Consider the following 21,720-nt stretch of genomic DNA (forward strand, 5'->3'; position numbering starts at 1 on the left):
TCGGGCCGCTGCGCACACCCCCAGCGGCGAGGTGGGGGCGCGGAGCACGGCGGGTGTGGCTAGCGTCGCACCGTGCAGCTCCGCATCTTCACCGAACCGCAGATGGGCGCCACCTACGACGACCTGCTCGCCGTGGCGCGGCGCACCGAGGAGACCGGTTTCGACGCCTTCTTCCGGTCCGACCACTACCTGACCATGGGTGGGGACGGGCTCCCCGGTCCGACCGATGCGTGGCTGACCCTCGCCGGGCTGGCCCGCGAGACCAGCCGCATCCGGCTCGGCACGCTCATGACGGCGGGCACCTTCCGGCTGCCCGGGCCGCTGGCGATCTCCGTGGCGCAGGTCGACCAGATGAGCGGTGGCCGCGTGGAGCTGGGCATCGGCGCGGGCTGGTTCGAGCGCGAGCACACCGCCTACGGCATCCCGTTCCCGTCGCTGGGCGAGCGGTTCGACCGGTTCGAGGAGCAGCTGGCGATCATCAGCGGGCTGTGGGGCACCCCGCCGGGGGAGACGTTCGACTTCACCAAAAAGGTCAGCACTACCGGGTGAGCGGCTCGCCGGCGCTGCCCAAGCCGGTGCAGGACGGCGGCATCCCGATCCTCGTCGGCGGCGGCGGGAAGAAGCGCACGCCCCGGCTGGCCGCGCGCTACGCCGCCGAGTTCAACGTGCCGTTCATGTCGGCCGAGGACAACGCGCGGCTGTTCGGCGGCGTGCGGGAGGCCTGCGACGAGGCCGGCCGCGACCCGTCGTCCCTGGTGTGCAGCTCGGCCCTCGTGCTGTGCGTGGGGAAGGACGAGGCGGAGATCGCCCGCCGGGCGGCCGCGATCGGGCGCGAGGTCGACGAGCTGCGGGCCCACGGCGTGGCCGGGACACCCGCCGAGGCGGTCGACGTCCTGGGCCGCTACGCCGAGGCGGGCGCCCAGCGGGTCTACCTGCAGGTGCTCGACCTGGCCGACCTCGACCACTTGGACCTGGTGGCCTCGGAGGTCGCGCCGCAGCTCTGAGTCCGGCGCTCCGCTTCGAGGCAGGGGCCGCGCGGTAGCATCGGCGCCGTGACCGGCGGGCTCCTGCTTCCCCTGCCGTGCTGATCTGACGACAGCGGACAGCACGGCGGCCCCTCCTGCGTGAGGGGCTTTTTCATGCCCGTCGGCGAACGAGACCAGGAGCACGAACGATGAGCCAGACGGCCGACCAGCCCAACGTCGAGCAGGCGGCGGGGGACATCCCCCCGCACCGCTACACGCCCGCGCTGGCCCAGCAGATCGAGCTCTCGTGGCAGGACCGCTGGGAGGCCGAGGGCACCTTCCACACGCCCAACCCCACCGGCCGGCTGAGCGAGGGCTTCGAGCGGGTCGCCGATCGCCCGAAGTTCTTCGCGATGGACATGTTCCCGTACCCCTCGGGCGCGGGCCTGCACGTCGGACACCCGCTGGGCTACCTGGGCACCGACGTCACCAGCCGGTTCCGCCGGATGGACGGCGACAACGTGCTGCACCCGATGGGCTACGACGCCTTCGGCCTGCCCGCCGAGCAGTACGCCGTGCAGACCGGGCAGCACCCCCGGGTCACCACCGAGGCCAACATCGCCGCGATCAGCGCGCAGCTGCGGCGGCTGGGCGTGGACCACGACCAGCGGCGCACCTTCGCCACGATCGACCCGGGCTACTACAAGTGGACCCAGTGGATCTTCCTGCAGATCTTCGGGTCCTGGTTCGATGAGGACGCCGGCAAGGCCCGCCCGATCGAGGATCTGGTCGCCGAGCTCGACGCCGGCACCCGGGAGCCCGCCGCCGGCACCAACCCGACCGGCCGCCCGTGGGCGGAGCTGGACGCGCGCGAGAAGAAGGTCGTCGTCGACGGCCACCGGCTGGCCTACCTGAACGAGGCCCCGGTGAACTGGTGCCCCGGCCTGGGCACCGTGCTCTCCAACGAGGAGGTCACCGCCGACGGGCGCTCCGAGCGCGGCAACTTCCCGGTGTTCCGGCGCCCCCTCAAGCAGTGGATGATGCGGATCACCGCCTACGCCGACCGGTTGCTGGCCGACCTGGACCGGCTGGACTGGTCGGAGTCGCTGAAGCTGATGCAGCGCAACTGGATCGGCCGCTCGACCGGGGCGAGGATCCGGTTCGCCGGTGGGGCGGGTGGGGGCGACACGGCCTCGGGCGAGACCATCGAGGTCTTCACCACCCGGCCGGACACGCTGTTCGGCGCGACCTACGTGGTGCTGGCGCCCGAGCACCCGCTGGTCGAGGCCCTCACTGCGGGCGCGTGGCCCGACGGCACCGACCCGCGGTGGACCGGTGGCGCGGCCACCCCGGCCGAAGCCGTGCGCGAGTACCAGCGGCAGGCCTCCCGCCGTTCCGAGCTGGACCGCCAGGACGCCGGGCGCGAGAAGACCGGCGTCTGGCTGGGCGTACACGCGGTCAACCCGGTGAACGGCCGCGAGCTGCCGGTGTTCATCGCCGACTACGTGCTCACCGGCTACGGCACCGGCGCGATCATGGCGGTGCCCGGCGAGGACACCCGCGACATTCGAGTTCGCCGAGACCTTCGGGCTGCCCGTCGTCCGCACCGTGCAGCCGCCGGCCGGCTTCGAGGGCGGCGCGTACACCGGCGCCGGACCGATGATCAACTCGGCGAACGACGAGATCTCGCTCGACGGGTTGGAGAAGACCGAGGCGATCGAGCGGATCACCGCCTGGCTGGTGGCCCGTGGCGCCGGCGAGGCCACCACCACGTACAAACTGCGGGACTGGCTGTTCAGCCGGCAGCGCTACTGGGGCGAGCCGTTCCCGATCGTCTACGACGAGGACGACCGCCCGGTCGCCGTCCCGACGTCGATGCTGCCGGTGCTGCTGCCCGAGGTCGACGACTACTCGCCCAAGACGTTCGCCGACGACGACGCCGACTCCGCCCCCGAGCCGCCGCTGTCCCGCGCCACCGACTGGACGACGGTCGAGCTGGACCTGGGCGAGGGCCTGAAGAAGTACCGCCGCGAGACCAACACGATGCCCAACTGGGCCGGGTCGTGCTGGTACTACCTGCGCTACCTGGACCCGGGCGACGACGAGCGCATGGTCGACCCCGAGCTGGAGCGGTACTGGATGGGCCCGCGCTCCGAGGGCGACACCGGCGGCGTCGACCTGTACGTCGGCGGCGTCGAGCACGCGGTGCTGCACCTGCTGTACGCCCGCTTCTGGCACAAGGTGCTGCACGACCTCGGCCACGTGTCCAGCGAGGAGCCGTTCCGCCGGCTGGTGAACCAGGGCTACATCTCCGCCTACGCCTACACCGACGAGCGGGGCTTCTACGTGCCCGCCGCCGAGGTCGTGGAGAAGGACGGCCAGTTCCTGTACGAGGGCAAGCCGGTCAACCGCGAGTACGGGAAGATCGGCAAGAGCCTCAAGAACATGGTCACGCCGGACGAGATGATCGGCGCGTACGGCGCCGACACCTTCCGCGTCTACGAGATGTCCACCGGCCCGCTGGAGCAGTCGCGGCCGTGGGAGACCAAGGCCGTGGTCGGCTCGCAGCGGCTGCTGCAGCGGATCTGGCGGGTCGTCGTCGACGAGGTCTCCGGCGCCGTCCGGGCCACCGCCGACGTGGAGCCCGCGGAGGAGACGCTGCGCGCGCTGCACAAGGCGATCGACGGCGTGCGCGACGGCTACGCGACGCTGCGGTTCAACATCGCGATCGCCCGGATCACCGAGCTGACCAACCACCTCACCCAGGCCTACGGCGCGTCGTCGCCGGTGCCGCGGTCGGTGGCCGAGCAGCTGGTGCTCATGGTGGCGCCGCTGGCCCCGCACCTGGGCGAGGAGCTGTGGTCGCGGCTCGGCGGCGAGGGCTCGGTGGCCTGGGCGCCGTTCCCGACCGCCGACCCGCGCTGGCTGGTCGAGGACACCGTGCAGGTCGCCGTCCAGGTCAACGGCAAGGTCCGGTCGCAGGTGACCGTGCCGGCCGACGCCGACGCCGCCGCGCTGGAGGCCGCCGCCCGCGCCGACGAGAAGATCGCCGGCCACCTCGAGGGCGCGACGATCCGCCGCGTCGTCGCCGTCCCCGGCCGGCTGGTCAACTTCGTCCTCGGCTGAAAAGCGGTTGTCGGGGCCGGTAGAACGGTCGGGTGAGCACCTCTCCCGTCCGCCTGGTCGAGGTCGGGCCCGGCGACGCCGCCTTCCCCGCGTGGTGCGCGGTGTGGGCGGCGGCCGAGCTCGCCGACCGCCCGGACGAGGCGCCCCGCCCGGTCAGCGAGCACGTGGTCCTGGGCCGGCAGCTGGCCGAGCCCGGGACGTCGAAGGACGGCACGCACCGCGCCGCCGTCCTGGGGGACGACGTCGTCGGCGCGCTGCGGCTCATCCACCCGGTGCGGGACAACACCACGGTGACCTTCGTCGACCTGGCCGTGCACCCGGACCACCGCCGCCGCGGCGTGGGCCGGGCGCTGCTCGCCGAGGCGCTCGCGCTGGCCGCCGACGCGGGCCGCACCGAGCTGATCACCGAGGTGGACGAGCCCGGTCCGGACGCACCCGGCCGGCTGTTCGCGCAGCGGGCCGGCTGGACCTGCGCCCTGCTGGAGACCCGCCGTGACCTGGTCCTCCCGGCCGACGAGGGCCGGCTGGCCGCGGTGGAGGCGGAGGCGTGGCAGGCTTCGCGCGGCTACGAGGTGGTCACCTGGCGGGACCACGTCCCCGACGCGCTGCTGGCCGACCGGGCGCTGCTCGAGGAGCGGATGAGCACCGACGCCCCGCACGGCGAACTGCCCGTGGAGGAGGAGCGCTGGGACGCCGCGCGGATCCGGGAGACCGAGGAGCTCAACGTGGCCCGCGGCCGCGCGGTGCTCTCCGCCGGGGCGGTGCGCGACGGCCGGCTGGTCGCCTTCACCGACCTGCACGTCTCGCTCGGCCGGGTCGAGCACGCCCGGCAGGGGGCCACGCTGGTGCTACGCGAGCACCGCGGCCACCGGCTCGGCGCGCTGGTCAAGGCGGCAGTGCTCCGCGACCACGCGACGGCGTTCCCGGGCACGCGGCGGATCAGCACCTACAACCTCGAGGGCAACGCGCCGATGGTCGCGGTCAACGAGTCGCTCGGCTTCGTCCCCGCCGGGCAGCTCTCGATGTGGTCGCTGCGCCGTGACGTGCTGGGCGCGCCGTGACCGGGGAGGTCAGGCGGCGGACGCGGGCACGCCGGCCAGCACGGCCCGCATCGCTGCCTCGACCGGGTCGAGCGCCGCGGCCACCGTCACGTCGCGGCCCAGCTCGGCCGACAGCGAGGTGACACCGGCGTCGGGGATGCCGCACGGCACGATCGCCCCGAACGCACCCAGGTCGGGATCGCAGTTGAGTGCGAAGCCGTGCATGGTGACCCCGCGCGCGACCCGGATGCCGATGGCCGCCACCTTGCGCTCCGGCCGGTAGCCCTGGCCGGGCTCGTCGGCGGGTAGCCAGACGCCGCTGCGGCCCTCCACGCGGCCGGCGGTCACGCCGAACCCGGCGCAGACGTCGATGAGCGCGCCCTCCAGCCGGCGGACGTAGGCGACCACGTCCACCGGGTCGGGCAGCGCCACGATCGGGTAGCCGACCAGCTGCCCGGGGCCGTGCCAGGTGATCTTGCCGCCCCGGTCGACGTCGACCACGGGAGTGCCGTCGGCCGGGCGCTCGTGGGCCTCGGTGCGCTTGCCGGCGGTGTAGACCGACGGGTGCTCCAGCAGCAGCAGCGTGTCCGGGCCCTCGCCGGCCACCCGCCGCGCGTGCACCTCGCGCTGCATCTCCCACGCCTGCTCGTACGGGACGACGCCCGCCCGGATCACCTGGAGCTCGGTCACGGGCCCAGCCTAGGCCCGCAGCCGGCGCAGCACCGCCCGCGCGGCACGGGCGCCGCTCGCCAGGGCGCCCTGGATGGAGGGGGTGTCCCGGTGGTCACCGCAGACGAACACGCCGTCGCCCAGGTCGACCGCGCGCCGCAGGTCCAGCGGCGGCACGGCGGCCGGCTGCGCGTGCGGCACGGTCACGCTGGTCAGGTGGTCCAGGTCGGCGGCGGCGACCCCGTGCGCCTGCGCGACCTCCCCGCGGACGTCGGCCTCCCGGGTGGGGGCGAGCGTGGAGCTGGCCACCAGGGCGCGGCCGTCCGGGGCGTACCGCGGCTGGGCGTCGGTGAGGACGACGCTGTTCACCAGCTGCCCGCCGGGCCGGCCGAGGACCAGCAGCGGCTCGTCCCACGGCGAGGCGGGCAGCACGTGCAGGTGCGTGGTGACCTGGCGTGGAGCCGAGGCGGTCACGCCCGGCAGCAGGCCCGCGGCCGCCGTCGGGTCGGTGGCGACGACGACGGCGTCCGCGGCGATCGGCCCGGCCGCGGTGTCGACGGCCCCGCTCCGGACGGCGGTGACCGGGCAGCCCAGGTGCAGCGCCCCCGCCGGCAGCCGTCCGGCCAGCTGCTCGCCCACCGACTGCATCCCGCGGGCGGGCAGCCCGATGCGGCCGCGCACGAAGCTGCGCCACAGCAGGTCCAGGTAGCGGCTCGAGGTGTCCAGCCGGTCCTCGAGCAGGACGCCGGCGAGGAAGGGGCGGAGGAAGCGCTCGAGCACCGCACAGCCCAGGCCGGCCCGCTGCAGCGCCTCGGCGGCGGTGCGTTCCGGCGCGGCGAGCAGCCGCGGCACGGGGAGGTAGCCCGCGCGCAGCGAGAACGCGGCCAGCGCCGCCTTCTCCCGCAGCGAGCCGATCGGGGCGGTCGCCGTCGCCGGCAGGGCCGCGGGCCGGCTACGCGGGTCGACGACGGCGTGCGCCCGGCCGTCGACCCACACCCGCGCGCCGGTGAGGAACCAGCCGAGGTCCAGCGACGGCAGGTCGAGGTCGGCCACCCGCGGGTAGCCGGTGTTGAGCACCTGGAAGCCGCGGTCGACGACGAACCCGTCGATCCGCTCGGTCGTCAGCCGGCCGCCGGCGTGCTCCGCGGCCTCGACGACGTGCACGTCGCACCCGGCCGCGGCCAGCCGGGTGGCCGCGGCGAGCCCGGCCAACCCGGCACCGACGACCACGACCTCCGCACGCGCCGGCACCGTCACCGCCCCAACCTAGCCAGCGGAGCGCCCGTCCACCTGTGGACGACGGGAACGGCGAGGGCGCCGGAACGCCTACGGTCCCTGGGCATGCCCGCACCCGTCCCCGCGCCACCCGTGGTCCCCGGCTACACCTGCGAGGAGCTGCTGGGCCGCGGCAGCACCGGCGAGGTGTGGCGCGCCGCGCCCCGCCGCGGCGGACCGTCGGTGGCGGTCAAGGTGCTGGTCGAGGGCGATCCGCAGCGGCAGGCGCGCGAGGCCGCGCTGCTGGGCGAGCTGGACCACCCGCACCTGGTGCGGCTGGTCGAGGTGGTGCACCAGCCGCGGCGAGGGGGCGCGCCCCGGGTCGCCCTGGTCCTCGACCTGCTCGAGGGGGGCAGCCTCGCCGACCTGCTGGCCGCGCGCGGCCGGCTCGACGCGGGGGAGGTGGTGACGGTGTGCGCGCCGGTCGCCGCCGCGCTGGCGCACGTGCACTCCCACGGCGTCGTCCACGGCGACCTGTCGCCGGGCAACGTCGTCTTCACCGCGGAGGGCCGGCCGGTCCTCACCGACCTGGGTGTCGCGCGCATCCTCGGCGAGACGGCGGCCGCGGCGGTCACCCCCGCCTACGTCGACCCGGCGGTGGCCCGCGGCGCGGCACCCGGCCCGGCGTCGGACGTGTTCGGCGTGGCGGCCGCCGCGTTCCACGCCCTCACCGGCATCGCGCCGTGGAACGCGGCCACCCCCGGCGACACGCTGGCCGTCGCCGCGCACGGGCAGCTGCCCGACCTCGCCGAGCTGGCACCCGAGGCCCCGCCCGCGCTCCTGGAGGTGGTCCGCCGGGGGCTGGCGGCCGATCCCCACGAGCGGGGCTCGGCCGCCGCGTTCGCCCTCGACCTCCGGCACGCCTGCCGGCCGCAACCGGTGGCGCTCACGGCGGCCGCTGCGGCGCGGCGCGATGCGGCGCCGCAGGCCGAGCTCACGCACGTCGTGCCGGGCCGGACGCCCCGCCCGGCGCCGGTCGTCGTCCCGCCGGCCGGCCGGTTCGCGCGGTGGCGCGCACTGCTCGGTGACCTCTGGCCGGCCCGGCCGCGGCGGGCTGCTGCCGGTGCCGCGGTGCTCGTCCTCGCCGTCGCGCTCACCGGCTGGCTGGTCGTCCGCTGGGGGAGCGGGGAAGCCGGGCCGGGGACGGCGGTGGCGGCCGCCACCGCACCGGCCGGGCCGGCACCTGAGGCGTCGGTCCCTGCCCAGTCGCCGCCGGCCGAGCCCGAGCCCGCGCCCGAGCCCGCGCCCGCCGAGCCGCTTCCCGCCGACCCGGTCACCGCCGCGGACTGGGCGGCGCTGGTCGAGCGCCTGTACGCGGTGCGGGCGGAGGCGTTCACCTCGGCCGAGGTGGAGCCGCTGGCCGGCGTCTGGGTCGACGGCAGCCCGCAGGCCGCCGCCGACGCCGAGCACGCCCGGGCGCTGGACGCGGCGGGGGAGCGGCTGCGCGGCTTCGCGCCGACGGTCGCCGACGTCGTGGTCGGGACGCTGACGCCCGACCGGGCGGAGCTGCGGCTCACCGACGGCTGGCCCGGCTACGAGGTGGTCGCGGCGGAGCGCCCCGACGGGCCGGCGTTGCGCACCGCACCGGCGCGGCCGCCGGCACCGGCACGCGTCGTGCTGGTCCGGACCGCTGACGGCTGGCGGATCGAGCGCGCCGAGCGGCTGGGCTGAGCGATGCGGCTCAGCCCTTCCCGAGCGCCGTGCGGAGGGTCTTGTCCAGGTCGGTGTCGGCGAACACGTAGCCGGACTCGAGCAGCCTCGCGGGCACCGCCCGCTGCCCGCCGATGACGCTGGCGCGGCCGAATTCCCCGAGCCCCGTGGACACGGCGAAGGCGGGCACCGGCAGCGGGGTGGGCCGGGAGAGCACCCGGCCCATCACCTCGGTGAACTCGGCGTTGGTCACCGGCGCGGGCGCGGCGAGGTTGACCGGCCCGGAGACGTCGGCGGTGAGCAGGGTGCCGGATCGCGCCGATCTCGTCGTCCAGGCTGATCCACGGCCAGTACTGCTTCCCGGAGCCCATCCGGCCGCCCAGCCCGAGCCGGAACACCAGCCCGAGGACCTTGATGAGCATGGCGTCGGGACCGAGCACCAGACCGGTCCGCAGCAGCACGACCCGCACGCCGGCGTCGGCGGCCGCGGCGGTGGCGGCCTCCCACCGGACGCACAGCTGGGCGAGGAAGTCCGACCCGGGCGGCGCGTCCTCGCGGATCTCCGCCGGCCCGGTGTCGCCGTAGTAGCCGATGCCCGAGGCGTTGAGCAGCACCCGCGGGCGGGAGGGGTCCTCGGCCACGGCGTCGGCCAGCGCCTGGCTGATGGTGGCCGTGGCGTCCAGCCGGCTGTTCACCAGCTCGTGCCGGTAGCCACGGGTCCAGGGACGCGGCCGGATCGGGGCCCCGGCGAGGTTGATCACCGCGTTCACGTCGCGCAGCAACGCGGGGTCGATGCGCCGGTGCTGGGGGTCCCAGCGGTGCTCCTCGGCCGTGCGCGGGGTGCGGCGGACCAGCTGCACCACCTCGTGACCGTCGGCGCGCAGGGCGGGCACCAGGGCGCCACCGATCAGGCCGGAGGCCCCGGCCACGGCGATCTTCACGAGCTACCTCCTTCGGTCCCCCCGGACGCGATCAGGGCCCCGGCTGCTGCCGGGACCCTGATCGAGGTGCTGTCAGGCGAGACCGAGCTCGCCCTGGAACTGCCCGGATTCCAGCCGTTCCTTCACCGTGGTGAGGAAGCGGGCGGCGTCGGCGCCGTCGACGATGCGGTGGTCGTAGGTCAGGGCCAGGTAGACCATCGACCGGACGGCGATGACCTCCCCGAGCTCCGGGTCCTCCAGGACGACCGGCCGCTTGACCACCGAGCCGACGCCGAGGATGGCGACCTGGGGCTGGTTGATGATCGGGGTGTCGAACAGGGCCCCGCGGCTGCCGGTGTTGGTCAGCGTGAAGGTGCCGCCGCCCAGCTCGTCGGGGGTGACCTTGTTCGACCGGGTGCGCTCGGCCAGGTCGGCGATCTTGCGCGCGATCCCGCCCAGGCTCAGGTCGCCGGCGTCGTGGATGACCGGCACCAGCAGCCCGCGCTCGGTGTCCACCGCGATGCCGAGGTTCTCGGCGTCGTGGTAGGTGACCGTGCCGGCCTCCTGGTCGATCGAGGAGTTCACCGACGGGTGCGCCTTGAGCGCCTCGACGGCGGCCTTGGCGAAGAACGGCAGGAACGACAGCTTGACCCCCTCGCGGGCCTCGAAGTCGGCCTTGGCCTGCTGGCGCAGGTGGGCGATCCGGGTGACGTCGGCCTCGAGGACCGTCGTCAGCTGGGCGCTGACTTGCAGCGACTCGACCATCCGCTTGGCGATGACCGTGCGCAGGCGGGACATCTTCTCCGTGCGTCCGCGCAGCGAGGTGTCGGGCGTGGCGGCCGGCGACGGGGTCCGCGTGCCACCGGCGGCCGGAGCGGCGGGAGCCGGCGCGGACGCCTTCTCCGCCGCGGCGAGGACGTCCTGCTTGCGGACCCGCCCGCCGACACCGCTGCCGGTGACCGAGCCGAGGTCGACGCCGCGCTCGGCGGCGAGCCGGCGCACCAGCGGGGTCACGTAGCTGCCGCCGTCCCCGCCCGCGGACTGCCCGGCCGGCGCCTGCGGCGCGACCTGCGGGGCGGGCTGCGAGGTGGGGGAGGCGGCCGGCTGGGCGCCGCTGGCGCCGTAGTCGCCACCGGGCTGGGTGGTTGTGGTCGCCGCGGGCTTGGCCTCGGGGGCGGCCTGCGGCTTCTCCTCGGCGGGCGCCTGCTGCGGCGCCTCCTGGGCCGGCGCTTCCTGCTGGGGGGCCTCCTGCTGCTGGGGGGCTTCCTGCGCGGGCGCGGCCGGGGCCGGCGCGGACCCGCCGGCCGAGCCGGTGCCGATGACGGCCAGCTGCGCGCCGACGTCGACGGTCTCGTCCTCGTTCACCGTGATCTCGAGCAGCGTGCCGCTGACCGGCGCCGGGATCTCGGTGTCGACCTTGTCGGTGGACACCTCGAGCAGCGGCTCGTCGGCGGTGATCTCGTCGCCCACGGCCTTGAGCCAGCGGGTGACGGTGCCCTCGGTGACGCTCTCGCCGAGCGCCGGCATGGTCACCGGGGTGCCCTCGCCGCCACCGCCACCGCCGGCCGGGGATGCCGGGGGCTCCTCCTGCTGCTGCTGCGGGGCGGGCTGCTCGGCGGCCGGCTCGGGAGCGGCGTCCTCGACCTGCTGGTCGGGGGTCTGCGGCGTCTCGGCGTCCTCGGCCGACGCGGAGGCGGCGTCGCCACCCCCGGCCTGCCCGCCGCCGTCGCCGTCCCCACCGATGACGGCGAGCTCCGCGCCGACGTCGACGGTCTCGTCCTCGGCGACGAGGATCTTGGTCAGGATGCCCGCTGCGGGCGAGGGGATCTCGGTGTCGACCTTGTCGGTCGACACCTCGAGGAGGGGCTCGTCGACCTCGACCTGGTCACCCTCCTGCTTGAGCCATCGGGTGACCGTGCCCTCGGTGACGCTCTCGCCCAGGGCGGGCATGGTGACGGACGTCGGCATCGGGGCAGGACTCCTTCGTGGCGCGGGGCAGGTGGGGTGTGCGGGTCAGCCGTGGACGTGCAGCGGCTTGCCGGCGAGGGCCAGGTGGGCCTCGCCCAGCGCCTCGCTCTGGGTCGGGTGCGGGTGGATGAGGCTGGCGACGTCGTCGGCCTCGGCCTCCCAGTTGTAGATGAGCTGGGCCTCGGCGATGAGCTCGCCGACCCGGCTGCCGACCATGTGGATGCCGACGACGGGGCCGTCCGGCGCCTGGATGAGCTTCACGGCCCCGGTGGTCTTGAGGATCTGGCTGCGGCCGTTGCCGGCGAGGTCGTAGGTGAGGGTCTTCACCTCGCCGTAGCGCTCCTTGGCCTGCGCCTCGGTGAGCCCGACGGAGGCGACCTCGGGGTCGGAGTAGGTGATCCGCGGGACGCCGGCGTAGTCGATGGGGGCGGGGTTCAGCCCGGCGACCTTCTCGGCGACGAGGATGCCCTCGCCGAAGCCGACGTGGGCCAGCTGCAGCGTCGGGATGAGGTCGCCGACGGCGGAGACGGTCGGCACGTTGGTCGAGCAGTACTCGTCGACGAGGACGTAGCCGCGGTCCATCTGGACGCCGGCCTCCTCGTAGCCGAGGCCCTGGCTGACCGGCCCGCGACCGACGGCGACGAGCAGCAGCTCGGCCTCGATCTCCTTGCCGTTCTCCAGGGAGACCTTGACGCCGTTCTCGGTGTGCTGGACGCCGGAGAAGCGGCTGCCGAGCTCGTAGCCGATCTTGCGACGGCGGAACGCGCGCTCGAGCAGCTTCGAGGAGGACTCGTCCTCGAGCGGGACCAGGTGGGGGAGCGCCTCGACGATGGTGACGTCGACGCCGAAGGACTTCCAGGCGCTGGCGAACTCGCAGCCGATGACGCCGCCGCCGAGGATGATCGCCGAGGCCGGGACCCGGTCCAGGTTGAGGGCGTGGTCGCTGGTGATGACCTTGGTGCCGTCGATCTCCAGGCCGGGCAGGCTGCGGGCGTAGGAGCCGGTGGCCAGCAGGATGTGCTTGCCCTCGTAGCTCTGGCCGTTCACCTCGACGGTGGTCGGGGAGGTGAGCCGCCCCTCGCCCTCGACGTAGGTGATCTTGCGGGCCTTCACCAGGCCCTGCAGCCCCTTGTAGAGCTTGGCGATGACGCCGTCCTTGTAGCTGTTGACGCCGTCCATGTCGATGCCGGCCAGCGACGTCTTGACGCCGAACTGCTCGCCCTCGCGGGCCAGGTCGGCGACCTCGCCGGCGTGCAGCAGGGCCTTGGTCGGGATGCAGCCGCGGTGCAGGCAGGTGCCGCCGACCTTGTCCTTCTCGATGAGGACGACGTTCAGGCCGAGCTCGGAGGCCCGGAACGCCGCGGCGTAACCACCCGAGCCACCGCCGAGGATGACCAGGTCGGCGGGGGACGTCGGTGCGCTCACGTGTTCTGCTCCTCAAGTGCGGTGTCTGGTCCCGCTCGAGCGGGCGGGGCCTCGTGCCCATCCTGCCACTCCGGGAACGACCCGGCCGGGAGCGCCGTTGCCCTGCCGAGCGTGCCGGTGATCACCGGGGTCGACGAGCGCGCCTCCGACGACGGGAGAAGTGCCATGGGGCTGTTCGACCGGCTGCGCGGCCGGGGGCGTCGCGGCCCCTCCCGGCCCGGCGGCGACGGGCGGCGGAGCACCCTCGACCGCGGCTCGCACCGCACCGACCTGGCCCACCTGGAGCAGTTCGTCGCCTCGCGTCGCGGCGTCGAGGGCTACGTCGAGCCGCGGACGGCGGTCACCGAGACGACGATCGTGCTGGTGGCGGCCGACGGCGAGTGGACGCGCCGGCGCATCGACGGCCCCGACGTCGCCCGCAAGCTCTCCCGCGACCTCGCGATCCCGGTCTACGACGCCCAGGTCACCGGGTACCCCCAGCGCATGCGCGACTGGAGCGCCCGCCAGAAGGGGCTGTGACCGCCGTCCTCCCTCACCGTGGAGCGTCCTCCCTCGTGGTGCACGGTGAGGGAGGACGCTCGACGATCAGGTCACCTGATCCCAGCGCGGGGATCAGTCGGCGATGAGGGCCTCGATCGTCGCCAGCAGGGTGCGGACCGGGACGCCGGTGCCGCCCTTGGGCGTGTAGCCCCACGGGCCGCCGGTGTTGTAGCTGGGGCCGGCGATGTCGATGTGCGCCCAGGGCAGGTCGGCGGGCACGAACTCCTTGAGGAAGTGGCCGCCCACCAGCATCCCGCCGAGGCGGTCGGTGTTGGCGTTGGTGAAGTCGGCCACCGGGGAGTCCAGCCCGCGGCGCAGCTCGGCCGGCAGCGGCATCGGCCACATCGACTCGCCGGCGCGGCGCGAGGCCTCGACGACGGTGTCGCGCAGGTCGTCGCTGCCCATGACGCCGGAGGTCCGCGAGCCGAGCGCGACCATCTGGGCGCCGGTGAGCGTGGAGGTCTCCAGCAGTGCGTCGGGCCGGTCCTCGGCCGCGCGGGCGATCGCGTCGGCGAGGACCACGCGGCCCTCGGCGTCGGTGTTGGTGATCTCCGCCTTCTTGCCGTTGCGGAAGGTCACGACGTCGGCCGGGCGGTAGGCGGTGCCGCTGGGCAGGTTCTCGGCCATCGGCACGGTCGCGGTGACCTCGACGGGCAGCCCGAGCTCGGCGACCAGGCAGACGGTGGCGATCACGGCCGCGGCGCCGGCCATGTCGCTCTTCATGTCCTCCATCTTGGCGGCGGGCTTGATCGAGATGCCGCCGCTGTCGAAGGTGATGCCCTTGCCGACCAGCGCGATCTTCGTGCGCGCGCCCTTGCCCCGGTAGGTCAGCCGGAGCAGCCGCGGCTTGCGGGTGGAGCCCGAGCCGACGGCGAGGATGCCGCCGTAGCCGCCCGCGGCCAGCTCGTCCTCGTCCAGGATCTCCGAGCTCAGCCCGTGCTTCTTCCCGGCGGCGGCGCCGCGGGCGGCCAGCTCGGCGGGGTAGAGGTCGTTGGGCGGGGTGTTCACCAGGTCGCGGACGAGCGCGACGGCGTCGGCGACGGCGCGGGACCGGCGCAGCGCCTTCTCGGCGTCGGAGGCGCCCGGGACGACGACGGTGATCTCCTGCGGCGGCAGCGGCCGGTTCGCGGGCAGGTCGGACTTGTAGGCGGTGAACTCGTAGGCACCCAGCAGCGACCCCTCGCCGACGGCGTGCAGCCGCTCGGCGTCGGGTGCACCGCCCACGGCGGCCAGCAGGCTGACGACCGACCGGCGCCCGGCGAGCGCTCGGCTGGCCGCACCCGCGGCGCGGCGCACCGACTCGGCGGAGTAGCTGCCGGACGCGTCGGGCGCGCCGAGGCCGGTGACGGCGACCACGGGGAAGGGGCCCTGGCCGAACGAGGGCAGGCGGGTGACCTCGTCCTCGCCACCGCGGGCGCCGAGGTCGGCCAGCGCGGCGAACAGCCGGCCGCCGAGCAGCCGGTCCACCGCCTCCGCGCCGGGCGTGGGCAGCGGCCCGTCGGGGCCCTTGCCGACCGCGACGACGACCGCGTCGGCGGAGAGCTTCTCGAGGGGCTGGTCGGTGGCGGAGATCGTCGGCGGCACGTCCGCATCCTAGGAGCGCGCACTACGTTGGGCCGCGTGAGCCCGCTGACCTCGCCCCTGCACGACCGCCACGTCGCCGCCGGCGCCAAGCTCGCCGACTTCGGCGGCTGGTCGATGCCGATCGAGTACGCCGGCGGGGGAGTCCTCGCCGAGCACGCCGCGGTGCGGGAGGGCGTCGGGCTCTTCGACGTCTCCCACCTGGGCACCGGGACGGTGCGCGGCCCGGGCGCGGCGGCGTTCGTCGACTCCTGCCTGACCAACGACCTGGGCCGCATCGGGCCGGGGCAGGCGCAGTACACGCTGTGCTGCCTGCCCGACGGCGATCCGCGCGCCGGCGGCGTCGTCGACGACCTGATCGTCTACCTGCACGGCCCCGACGACGTGCTGCTGGTGCCCAACGCCGCGAACGCCGCCGACGTCCTGGCCCGGCTGGCCGCGGAGGCCCCCGCCGGCGTGGTGGTCGAGAACCGGCACGAGCAGGTCGCCGTCCTCGCCGTCCAGGGCCCGCGCTCGCTGCAGGTGCTCGAGCTGCTCGGTCTCCCGGGCGAGCTCTCCTACATGTCGTTCGTGACCGGGACCGGCGCCGGCGGGGCCGAGGTGACCGTCTGCCGCACCGGGTACACCGGCGAGCACGGCTACGAGGTGCTGGTCGAGGCGGACCGGGCCGGTGAGCTGTGGGACGCGCTGCTGGAGGCCGGCCAGGACCTCGGCATCCGGCCCTGCGGCCTCGGCGCCCGCGACACGCTGCGCACAGAGATGGGCTACCCCCTGCACGGGCACGAGCTCTCGCCCGACATCACCCCGGTGCAGGCGCGGGCCGGCTGGGCCGTGGGCTGGAAGAAGCCCGCGTTCTGGGGCCGGGAGGCGCTGCTCGCCGAGCGGGAGGCCGGGCCCGCCCGGCAGCTGTGGGGGCTGCGGGCCACCGGTCGCGGCATCCCGCGGGCCGGGATGGCGGTGCTCGACACCGCCGGCGCGCGGGTCGGCGAGACCACCAGCGGCACCTTCTCGCCGACGCTGAAGACCGGCATCGCCCTGGCGCTCCTCGACACCGCGGCCGGGATCGCCGAGGGCGCCGAGCTCGCCGTCGACGTCCGCGGCCGGCCGCAGCCGGTGCAGGTCGTCAAGCCGCCGTTCGTGCCCTCGCACGTGCGCTGAGCACGGGCGCCGCCGATCAGGGGGCGGCGTTCTTGCGGGTCGGGTCGCTGTCGCCCTTCTCCGGCTCCGGCTTGTCGGGCAGCGTGTCGGCGACGACGGCGCCCCGGACACCCATGGGTTCCGGGTCGCCGCCGGTGGTGTCGACGGCGGTCTGGTGCTCGGTCTCGGCGTTGATCTCCGCGCCGAGCAGGACCAGGTAGCAGGTCAGGTACAGCCACAGCATCAGGACGATGACGCCGGCGATCGCGCCGTAGGTCTTGTCGTAGGACCCGAAGTTGTTCACGTACAGGGTGAACCCGAGGCTCACCAGCGCCCAGACGACGGTGACCACGATCGAGCCGAGGCTCACCCAGCGGAAGCGCGGCGCGTCCCGGTCCGGTGCGACCCGGTAGAGGATGGCGAGCGAGCCCGCGACGACGGCGAGCAGCCCCACCCAGCGGGCGACCTCGGCGAGGACGGTGCCCAGCCCGCCGAGGGGGAGCGCGTCGAGCACGATCGGCACGACGGCGACCAGGCCGATGGTGAGGACGACGAAGACGACGGCGCCGAGGGTGAGCGCGACCGACAGCGCCCGCAGCTTCACGAAGTTGCGGGTCTCCACCTCGTCGTAGGCGATGTTGACCGCCTTGACCAGGTTGTTCACCCCGCCCGAGGCGCTCCAGAGCGCGGCGACGATGGAGATGATCAGGCTGAGCGTGAGCGCTCCGCCGGCGTTCTCCGTCACCGCCGTCACCTGGTCGCTGATCAGGCTCTGCGCCTCGGTCGGCAGCCCCGCGGTGAGCTCCTCCACCTGTTCCGCGGCCTGCTCGGGGGAGGCGACCAGCCCGTAGATGGAGATCAGCGCGATGAGCGCCGGGAAGATCGCCAGGAATCCGAAGAACGCCACGCCACCGGCGATGATCGGCATGTTGTCGGCATTGTTCTCCGCCCAGGCGCGCTTGACGATCTGCTTCCACCCGCGCAGCGGGATCCCGGTCGGCGACGCCGCGTCGATTCCGGGCATGCGGTCCGGCGCCGGCGTGTCGGGGGGCAGCCGGTCCGGCTCATCCGCTGGCGGCGCCGCCGCCGCCGCCTTCGCCGCCGCGGCCCGGCGGGCGGCCTTCTCCTCGACCCGCTGACGGATCCGGTCGACGGAGCTCTCGCGCGCCCCTGTGCCGGTCATCTGCCGCCCCTCAGTCGCCGGGCCAGCTGCCGGTCAGCTTCGTGAAGCCCTGGGCGCCGGCGCGGTCGATGGCGGCCTTCGTCGCGGCGAAGATCGCGCCCTGGATGGCCGCGGCGATCACGACCTCCTTCATCGGGTACTCGCTCTGCAGCGCGCTGGGGGCGTCGTCCTCGTTCGCGATCGCCTTCCACAGCTGCTTGAAGACGATCCCGCTCAGGGTTCCGGCCAGGATGCCGCCGATCAGGCCGATGGGCCGGTAGGCGAGCTTCGCTCCCTTGCTCAACGCTTCCTCCTCGCTCCGCTGCGCCGGCGGCGCAGGACGATCAGTCCGACCACGAGCCCGACCAGGGCGACGCCGGCGCCGATGACGGCCGGCGGGCTCTCCCGGTAGGTCTCGACGGCAGTGTCCCTGGTGCGGGCGGCCCGCTCGCGGGCGCGTGCCGGGACGTCCAGCCGGTTGCTGAGCGCGTCGACCGTGCGGCCCAGCTCCGCTCGGGTCGCGTCGATCTCGGCCCGCAGCGCGGCGACGTCGCCGGTCCCGTTCGGCGAGCTCACCGCGACAGCCCCTGCTTGACCGCGGCGATGTCGGCCTGGACGCCGGCGATGGCCTGCGTCGGCACCGGCGGGCCGGCCTTCTCGACGTCCTTCTTGCCGATCAGCGCGAGCACGCCGGCGACGGCGAGCAGCACGACGGCGACGACGAGCGCGGCCAGCCAGGCCGGGAGCACCAGGTCCAGCGCCAGGACGGCGGTGGCCACGAGCACCGCCAGGCCCAGGACGGCGAACAGCCCCGCCCCGCCGAACAGCCCGGCGCCGACGCCGAGCCGCTTGGCCTTCTGGGTGACCTCGGCCTGCGCCAGCCGGGCCTCGTCGCGGACGAGCCGGCTCACCTGCTCGGTGAGCTGGCTGATCAGCTGACCGGTCGAGGCCGTGGCCGGATCGGCCGGTGGGGGAGCTGCGGTCATGGGTCCTCCGCTCGGGTGCAGTCGGTGGACTGCCATGCCCGGGCGGCGACCCCGGTAACCCGGGGGAAGATCACGTTCCCGCGTCGGCGCACTAGCCTGCGGGGATGAGCTGGCACTGGCGCCTGGAGGACCCCTCGGGGGCGACCGTCGACCCGTCGTCCCTCGGCGTGGAGGTCCCCGCTTCCGAGAACCAGGGCGACGCCGAGTCCTGGCTGGGCGAGACCTGGCGGGACCTCCTCGACCGGGGGGTGGCCACGGTGACCCTCTTCGAGGACGACCGGAAGGTCTACGGCCCGATGGGCCTGGCGGCCCCGTAGGCCGCCAGGCCCGTCCGCGTGCGAGGCGTCAGCCGCGCGAGACCTTGCCCGGGTCGCGCTCGACGACGTCGCCGAGCGCGGCGTCGATGCGGGCCAGGACGTCGGCGTCCAGCGTCACGCCGGCGGCCTTGACGTTGTCCCGCACCTGCTCCGGGCGGCTCGCGCCGATGATCGCCGCGGCCACGTTGGGGTTCTGCAGCACCCAGGCCACGGCCAGCTGGGCCATCGACAGGCCGAGGTCGGCCGCGATCGGCACGAGGTCCTGCACGCGGGTGAGCAGCTCCTCGTTGCGGAGGAAGCGCCGCATCGACCCGCCGGCCTCCGCGTGGCCGCCCCGGGAGTCCGGCGGCGGCTGCTGACCGGGCAGGTACTTGCCGGTGAGGATGCCCTGGGCCAGCGGCGACCAGACGATCTGGGAGAGGCCGTGCTTCTCCGACGTCGGCACGACCTCGTCCTCGATGACCCGCCACAGCATCGAGTACTGCGGCTGGTTGGAGATCAGCTGGATGCCCAGCTCCCGGGCGAGCTCGGCGCCCGCGGCGATCTCATCGGCGTTCCACTCGGAGACGCCGATGTAGAGGACCTTGCCCTGCCGCACCAGGTCGGCGAAGGCGGTCATCGTCTCCTCGAGCGGGACCGAGGAGTCGTAGCGGTGCGCCTGGTACAGGTCGACGTAGTCGGTCTGCAGCCGCCGCAGCGAGGCGGTGCAGCTCTCCATGATGTGCTTGCGGGACAGCCCGCGGTCGTTCTGCCCGGGACCGGTCGGCCAGTAGACCTTGGTGAAGATCTCCAGGCCCTCGCGGCGCTGACCGGACAGCGCCCGGCCGAGCACGGACTCGGCCTTGGTGCCGGCGTAGACGTCCGCGGTGTCGAAGGTCGTGATGCCTTCCTCGAGGGCGGCCTGCACGCAGGCGTGCGCGGCGTCCTCCTCGACCTGGCTGCCGTGGGTGAGCCAGTTGCCGTAGGCGATCTCGGAGATGGTCAGGCCGGAGCGGCCGAGGCGTCGGAATTCCATGATCGCCGACGGTAGGCCTCCGCCCGCAGTTCCGCGCCGTCGGGCAGCAGGCGGGCTCCGTGCCGGGCCAGCCGGGCGGCCAGCTCCGGGGCGGGCGGGTTGTGGTGCCCCAGGTGGACGGCGACGACGTCGGTGCCCGCGGTGACCGCCCCGACGGCGCGCAGCCGGTCCAGCTGCGCCGGGAACGAGGCGAGGTCCAGGTGCCGGGTGCCGTGGTCGAGCCGGTCGCCGAAGGTCTGCTCGAGCAGGACGACGTCGAACGCGGCGTCGGTGAGGTCGGTGACGGCGGCGTCGGGCAGGGGGCCGGTGTCGGTGGCGTAGAGCAGCCGCCCGCCGTCCGGTGCGGTGACGTCGTAGAGCACCGTCGGCACCTCGTGGTCGGCCGGCAGCACGCGGACGGCGTACCCGCGGCGGCGCAGCGTCGCGCCGGGGGCGACCTCGACCAGCTCCACCGGCGCGTCCGGCGCGAGCCACGGGCGGCAGGTCTCGAGGACCTCCGGGGGGCCGACGACGGCGAGCGGCTCGTCGGGAAGCGCCCAGTGCCGCCACAGCAGGGCGAAGGGCGCGCAGTGGTCGGGGTGCGCGTGGGTCACCAGGACGGTGTGCACGCCGGCCAGCGAGACGCCGTCGGGCGGTAGCGCGGGGGAGAGGTCGAGCAGCACACCGCCGTCCACGAGGACCGAGGTCTGCCGACGGGACTCACCGCGCGAGCGGGCGTCCGCGCACGAGGCGCAGGAGCACCAGGGGTTCGGCCAGCCGTCGGCCGCGCCGGTGCCCAGCAGCCGGACGTGCACGGAGCCCGGCGGTCAGACGTCGGCGCCGAGCGGGACCTCGGGCTTGGGGAACCGCCAGCGGCGGATCATCGTCGCGCGGCTGATGCCGTACCAGGAGGCGCCGCGGGTCTTGGTCCCCGCCGGGAAGCGCTCGGCCAGCGCGCGCTTGATCTTCCGGTTCAGCACGACCGAGTCGACGATCAGCAGCAGGAAGAAGCCGAACAGCAGGAAGCTGGCGTAGCCGCGCACCGCGGCGCTGGGCACGAAGGTGCCGATCAGGGCGACGCCGGCGATGGCGAGGAACCAGCTGCCGACGTTGCGCCGGGAGTCGACGAGGTCGCGCACCAGCTTGCGGACCGGGCCGCGGTCGCGGGCGGGCAGGTAGGCGTCGTCACCGCGGGCGGCGGCCTGGCGGACGTCCGCGCGCTTGGCGGCCTGCTGCTCGCGCATCCGGCGGTAGGCCTCCTTGCGCGTGGTCGGCGGAGGCGGCGGCGGGCCGGGACGGCGGCCCTGCGCCTCGCTGCGGCGCGGGGTGGGGCGGCCCTTGCCCGCGGCCTTCACCAGGTGCGCGGTGTGCTCGCTCGAGTCGGCCGAGGTGGCGGTGGCGGTCGTCTCGGCGGCGGTGCGGCGGCCGGGCAGGCGGAGCTTCACGGGTCAGGAGTCTACGTGGACCCCTGCGACGGCTCGGGAAACGTCGGCGAGCGCCGTACAGTGGAAGAAGCTCCGCCACGGCGGCGTTGGTCCGCCGCAGATGGTGCGCAGCGGACACCTCGGATGGAGGAGGACACGGATATGACGGTGCAGGACACCACGACCCTCGACGGTGGTGCGGCCGGATCCACGGGCGTGCTGCTCAGCGACCCGGCGGCCGCCAAGGTCAAGGCACTGCTGGACCAGGAGGGCCGCGACGACCTGCGTCTGCGCATCGCCGTCCAGCCCGGTGGGTGCTCGGGCCTGCGGTACCAGCTGTTCTTCGACGAGCGGTACCTCGACGGCGACCAGACCTACGAGTTCGGTGGCGTCGAGGTCATCGTCGACCGCATGAGCGGCCCCTACCTCGGTGGCGCCACGATCGACTTCGTCGACTCGATCGAGAAGCAGGGCTTCACGATCGACAACCCCAACGCCGGCAGCTCCTGCGCCTGCGGGGACAGCTTCAGCTGATCCACCA

The 21,720-nt window shown here is 74.7% G+C and carries 21 protein-coding genes and 2 pseudogenes; 9 read left to right on the forward strand and 14 right to left on the reverse strand.

All coding sequences use genetic code 11. The annotated features are described in order from the left end of the window. The first annotated feature begins 72 nt into the window (after positions 1-72). From JKP75_RS22565 to JKP75_RS06935, 4 genes and pseudogenes are all read left to right on the forward strand, one after another. A complete protein-coding gene (locus JKP75_RS22565; RefSeq protein ID WP_309229593.1) occupies positions 73-549 on the forward strand; it encodes an LLM class flavin-dependent oxidoreductase in 477 nt (158 codons plus the stop codon). Then, on the forward strand, positions 546-1,004 hold the full coding sequence (locus JKP75_RS22570; RefSeq protein WP_309229594.1) for an LLM class flavin-dependent oxidoreductase: 459 nt from the start codon (positions 546-548) through the stop codon (positions 1,002-1,004). Before JKP75_RS22565 ends, JKP75_RS22570 begins: the two co-directional genes overlap by 4 nt. A 170-nt stretch (positions 1,005-1,174) precedes the next feature. After that, positions 1,175-4,091 (forward strand): annotated as a pseudogene (leuS, locus tag JKP75_RS06930) (leucine--tRNA ligase). 32 nt (positions 4,092-4,123) lie between these two features. Next, a complete protein-coding gene (locus JKP75_RS06935) occupies positions 4,124-5,152 on the forward strand; it encodes a GNAT family N-acetyltransferase (protein WP_200492035.1) in 1,029 nt (342 codons plus the stop codon). Positions 5,153-5,161: 9 nt separating this feature from the next. Here the strand turns inward: JKP75_RS06935 and lipB are convergent, their stop codons facing one another. Beyond that, on the reverse strand, positions 5,162-5,821 hold the full coding sequence (gene lipB / locus JKP75_RS06940; RefSeq protein WP_200492034.1) for a lipoyl(octanoyl) transferase LipB: 660 nt from the start codon (positions 5,819-5,821) through the stop codon (positions 5,162-5,164). 9 nt (positions 5,822-5,830) lie between these two features. Continuing rightward, the gene (locus JKP75_RS06945) at positions 5,831-7,057 is read right to left on the reverse strand and encodes an FAD-dependent oxidoreductase (RefSeq protein ID WP_200492886.1); all 1,227 of its coding nucleotides are present in this window, start codon (positions 7,055-7,057) and stop codon (positions 5,831-5,833) included. A gap of 84 nt (positions 7,058-7,141) precedes the next feature. Between JKP75_RS06945 and JKP75_RS06950 the strand changes: the two genes are divergently transcribed. Then, positions 7,142-8,746 (forward strand): serine/threonine-protein kinase, encoded by a 1,605-nt coding sequence (locus JKP75_RS06950; protein ID WP_200492033.1) that lies wholly within the window; start codon positions 7,142-7,144, stop codon positions 8,744-8,746. A gap of 10 nt (positions 8,747-8,756) precedes the next feature. Here JKP75_RS06950 and JKP75_RS20780 read toward each other — a convergent pair whose 3' ends face one another. The 4 genes and pseudogenes from JKP75_RS20780 to lpdA all read right to left on the reverse strand — a co-directional run bounded on the left by JKP75_RS20780 (position 8,757) and on the right by lpdA (position 13,038). Next, on the reverse strand, positions 8,757-8,951 hold the full coding sequence (locus tag JKP75_RS20780) for a DUF1731 domain-containing protein (protein WP_242473146.1): 195 nt from the start codon (positions 8,949-8,951) through the stop codon (positions 8,757-8,759). Positions 8,952-9,096: 145 nt separating this feature from the next. Continuing rightward, positions 9,097-9,666, reverse strand: a pseudogene (locus JKP75_RS20785) (NAD-dependent epimerase/dehydratase family protein); the annotation flags it as partial. A gap of 72 nt (positions 9,667-9,738) precedes the next feature. Continuing rightward, positions 9,739-11,613 carry a 2-oxoglutarate dehydrogenase, E2 component, dihydrolipoamide succinyltransferase gene (gene sucB / locus JKP75_RS06960; RefSeq protein WP_200492887.1) on the reverse strand — a complete coding sequence of 625 codons (1,875 nt, stop codon included), beginning with the start codon at positions 11,611-11,613 and terminating at the stop codon, positions 9,739-9,741. A 45-nt stretch (positions 11,614-11,658) separates the two neighbouring features. Then, positions 11,659-13,038, reverse strand: a complete 1,380-nt coding sequence (lpdA, locus tag JKP75_RS06965; RefSeq protein WP_200492030.1) for a dihydrolipoyl dehydrogenase — start codon at positions 13,036-13,038, stop codon at positions 11,659-11,661. Between the two features lie 111 nt (positions 13,039-13,149). On the opposite strand from lpdA, the gene JKP75_RS06970 reads away from it, so the two are divergent. Then, positions 13,150-13,557, forward strand: a complete 408-nt coding sequence (locus tag JKP75_RS06970) for an oxidoreductase (protein ID WP_309229595.1) — start codon at positions 13,150-13,152, stop codon at positions 13,555-13,557. Between the two features lie 93 nt (positions 13,558-13,650). On the opposite strand, the gene JKP75_RS06975 is transcribed toward JKP75_RS06970, so the two are convergent. Next, positions 13,651-15,162: a leucyl aminopeptidase gene (locus JKP75_RS06975; protein WP_200492029.1), complete on the reverse strand. Its 1,512-nt coding sequence runs from the start codon at positions 15,160-15,162 to the stop codon at positions 13,651-13,653. Between the two features lie 36 nt (positions 15,163-15,198). Here JKP75_RS06975 and gcvT point away from each other — a divergent pair, with 36 nt between their 5' ends. Then, the gene (gene gcvT / locus JKP75_RS06980) at positions 15,199-16,317 is read left to right on the forward strand and encodes a glycine cleavage system aminomethyltransferase GcvT (protein ID WP_200492028.1); all 1,119 of its coding nucleotides are present in this window, start codon (positions 15,199-15,201) and stop codon (positions 16,315-16,317) included. A 16-nt stretch (positions 16,318-16,333) separates the two neighbouring features. On the opposite strand, the gene JKP75_RS06985 is transcribed toward gcvT, so the two are convergent. The 4 genes from JKP75_RS06985 to JKP75_RS07000 are packed head-to-tail and all read right to left on the reverse strand — an operon-like array spanning position 16,334 to position 18,444. After that, positions 16,334-17,479, reverse strand: a complete 1,146-nt coding sequence (locus JKP75_RS06985; RefSeq protein ID WP_200492027.1) for a YihY/virulence factor BrkB family protein — start codon at positions 17,477-17,479, stop codon at positions 16,334-16,336. A gap of 10 nt (positions 17,480-17,489) precedes the next feature. Then, the gene (locus JKP75_RS06990; RefSeq protein WP_200492026.1) at positions 17,490-17,762 is read right to left on the reverse strand and encodes a DUF4235 domain-containing protein; all 273 of its coding nucleotides are present in this window, start codon (positions 17,760-17,762) and stop codon (positions 17,490-17,492) included. Beyond that, the gene (locus JKP75_RS06995) at positions 17,759-18,034 is read right to left on the reverse strand and encodes a DUF3618 domain-containing protein (protein WP_200492025.1); all 276 of its coding nucleotides are present in this window, start codon (positions 18,032-18,034) and stop codon (positions 17,759-17,761) included. The genes JKP75_RS06990 and JKP75_RS06995 overlap by 4 nt, the downstream gene beginning before the upstream one ends. After that, positions 18,031-18,444 (reverse strand): phage holin family protein, encoded by a 414-nt coding sequence (locus JKP75_RS07000; protein ID WP_200492024.1) that lies wholly within the window; start codon positions 18,442-18,444, stop codon positions 18,031-18,033. The genes JKP75_RS06995 and JKP75_RS07000 overlap by 4 nt, the downstream gene beginning before the upstream one ends. Positions 18,445-18,548: 104 nt before the next feature. Between JKP75_RS07000 and JKP75_RS07005 the strand changes: the two genes are divergently transcribed. Continuing rightward, the gene (locus JKP75_RS07005) at positions 18,549-18,761 is read left to right on the forward strand and encodes a hypothetical protein (RefSeq protein ID WP_200492023.1); all 213 of its coding nucleotides are present in this window, start codon (positions 18,549-18,551) and stop codon (positions 18,759-18,761) included. Between the two features lie 28 nt (positions 18,762-18,789). Here JKP75_RS07005 and JKP75_RS07010 read toward each other — a convergent pair whose 3' ends face one another. From JKP75_RS07010 to JKP75_RS07020, 3 genes are read right to left on the reverse strand one after another with little or no spacing between them, the layout of a single operon-like run. Continuing rightward, the gene (locus JKP75_RS07010) at positions 18,790-19,776 is read right to left on the reverse strand and encodes an aldo/keto reductase family protein (RefSeq protein ID WP_200492022.1); all 987 of its coding nucleotides are present in this window, start codon (positions 19,774-19,776) and stop codon (positions 18,790-18,792) included. Continuing rightward, a complete protein-coding gene (locus tag JKP75_RS07015; protein WP_200492021.1) occupies positions 19,743-20,570 on the reverse strand; it encodes an MBL fold metallo-hydrolase in 828 nt (275 codons plus the stop codon). The genes JKP75_RS07010 and JKP75_RS07015 overlap by 34 nt, the downstream gene beginning before the upstream one ends. Positions 20,571-20,582: 12 nt before the next feature. Beyond that, positions 20,583-21,200, reverse strand: a complete 618-nt coding sequence (locus JKP75_RS07020) for a DUF3043 domain-containing protein (RefSeq protein WP_200492020.1) — start codon at positions 21,198-21,200, stop codon at positions 20,583-20,585. Positions 21,201-21,341: 141 nt separating this feature from the next. Here JKP75_RS07020 and JKP75_RS07025 point away from each other — a divergent pair, with 141 nt between their 5' ends. Continuing rightward, entirely contained in the window at positions 21,342-21,713 is a 372-nt protein-coding gene (locus JKP75_RS07025; protein ID WP_200492019.1) for an iron-sulfur cluster assembly accessory protein, read from the forward strand. Positions 21,714-21,720: the final 7 nt, after the last annotated feature.

It is taken from the genome of Blastococcus sp. TML/M2B, assembly GCF_016612865.1.
Lineage (GTDB): Bacteria > Actinomycetota > Actinomycetes > Mycobacteriales > Geodermatophilaceae > Blastococcus.

What these genes read in the sequence shown, in the direction of transcription:
- JKP75_RS06950 (WP_200492033.1), top strand. Translation starts at nt 7,142, where the DNA reads ATGCCCGCACCCGTCCCCGCGCCACCCGTGGTCCCCGGCTACACCTGC.
- JKP75_RS20780 (WP_242473146.1), bottom strand. Translation starts at nt 8,951, where the DNA reads ATGGGCCGGGTGCTCTCCCGGCCCACCCCGCTGCCGGTGCCCGCCTTC.
- sucB (WP_200492887.1), bottom strand. Translation starts at nt 11,613, where the DNA reads ATGCCGACGTCCGTCACCATGCCCGCCCTGGGCGAGAGCGTCACCGAG.
- JKP75_RS06985 (WP_200492027.1), bottom strand. Translation starts at nt 17,479, where the DNA reads ATGACCGGCACAGGGGCGCGCGAGAGCTCCGTCGACCGGATCCGTCAG.
- JKP75_RS07000 (WP_200492024.1), bottom strand. Translation starts at nt 18,444, where the DNA reads ATGACCGCAGCTCCCCCACCGGCCGATCCGGCCACGGCCTCGACCGGT.
- JKP75_RS07005 (WP_200492023.1), top strand. Translation starts at nt 18,549, where the DNA reads ATGAGCTGGCACTGGCGCCTGGAGGACCCCTCGGGGGCGACCGTCGAC.
- JKP75_RS07010 (WP_200492022.1), bottom strand. Translation starts at nt 19,776, where the DNA reads ATGGAATTCCGACGCCTCGGCCGCTCCGGCCTGACCATCTCCGAGATC.
- JKP75_RS07025 (WP_200492019.1), top strand. Translation starts at nt 21,342, where the DNA reads ATGACGGTGCAGGACACCACGACCCTCGACGGTGGTGCGGCCGGATCC.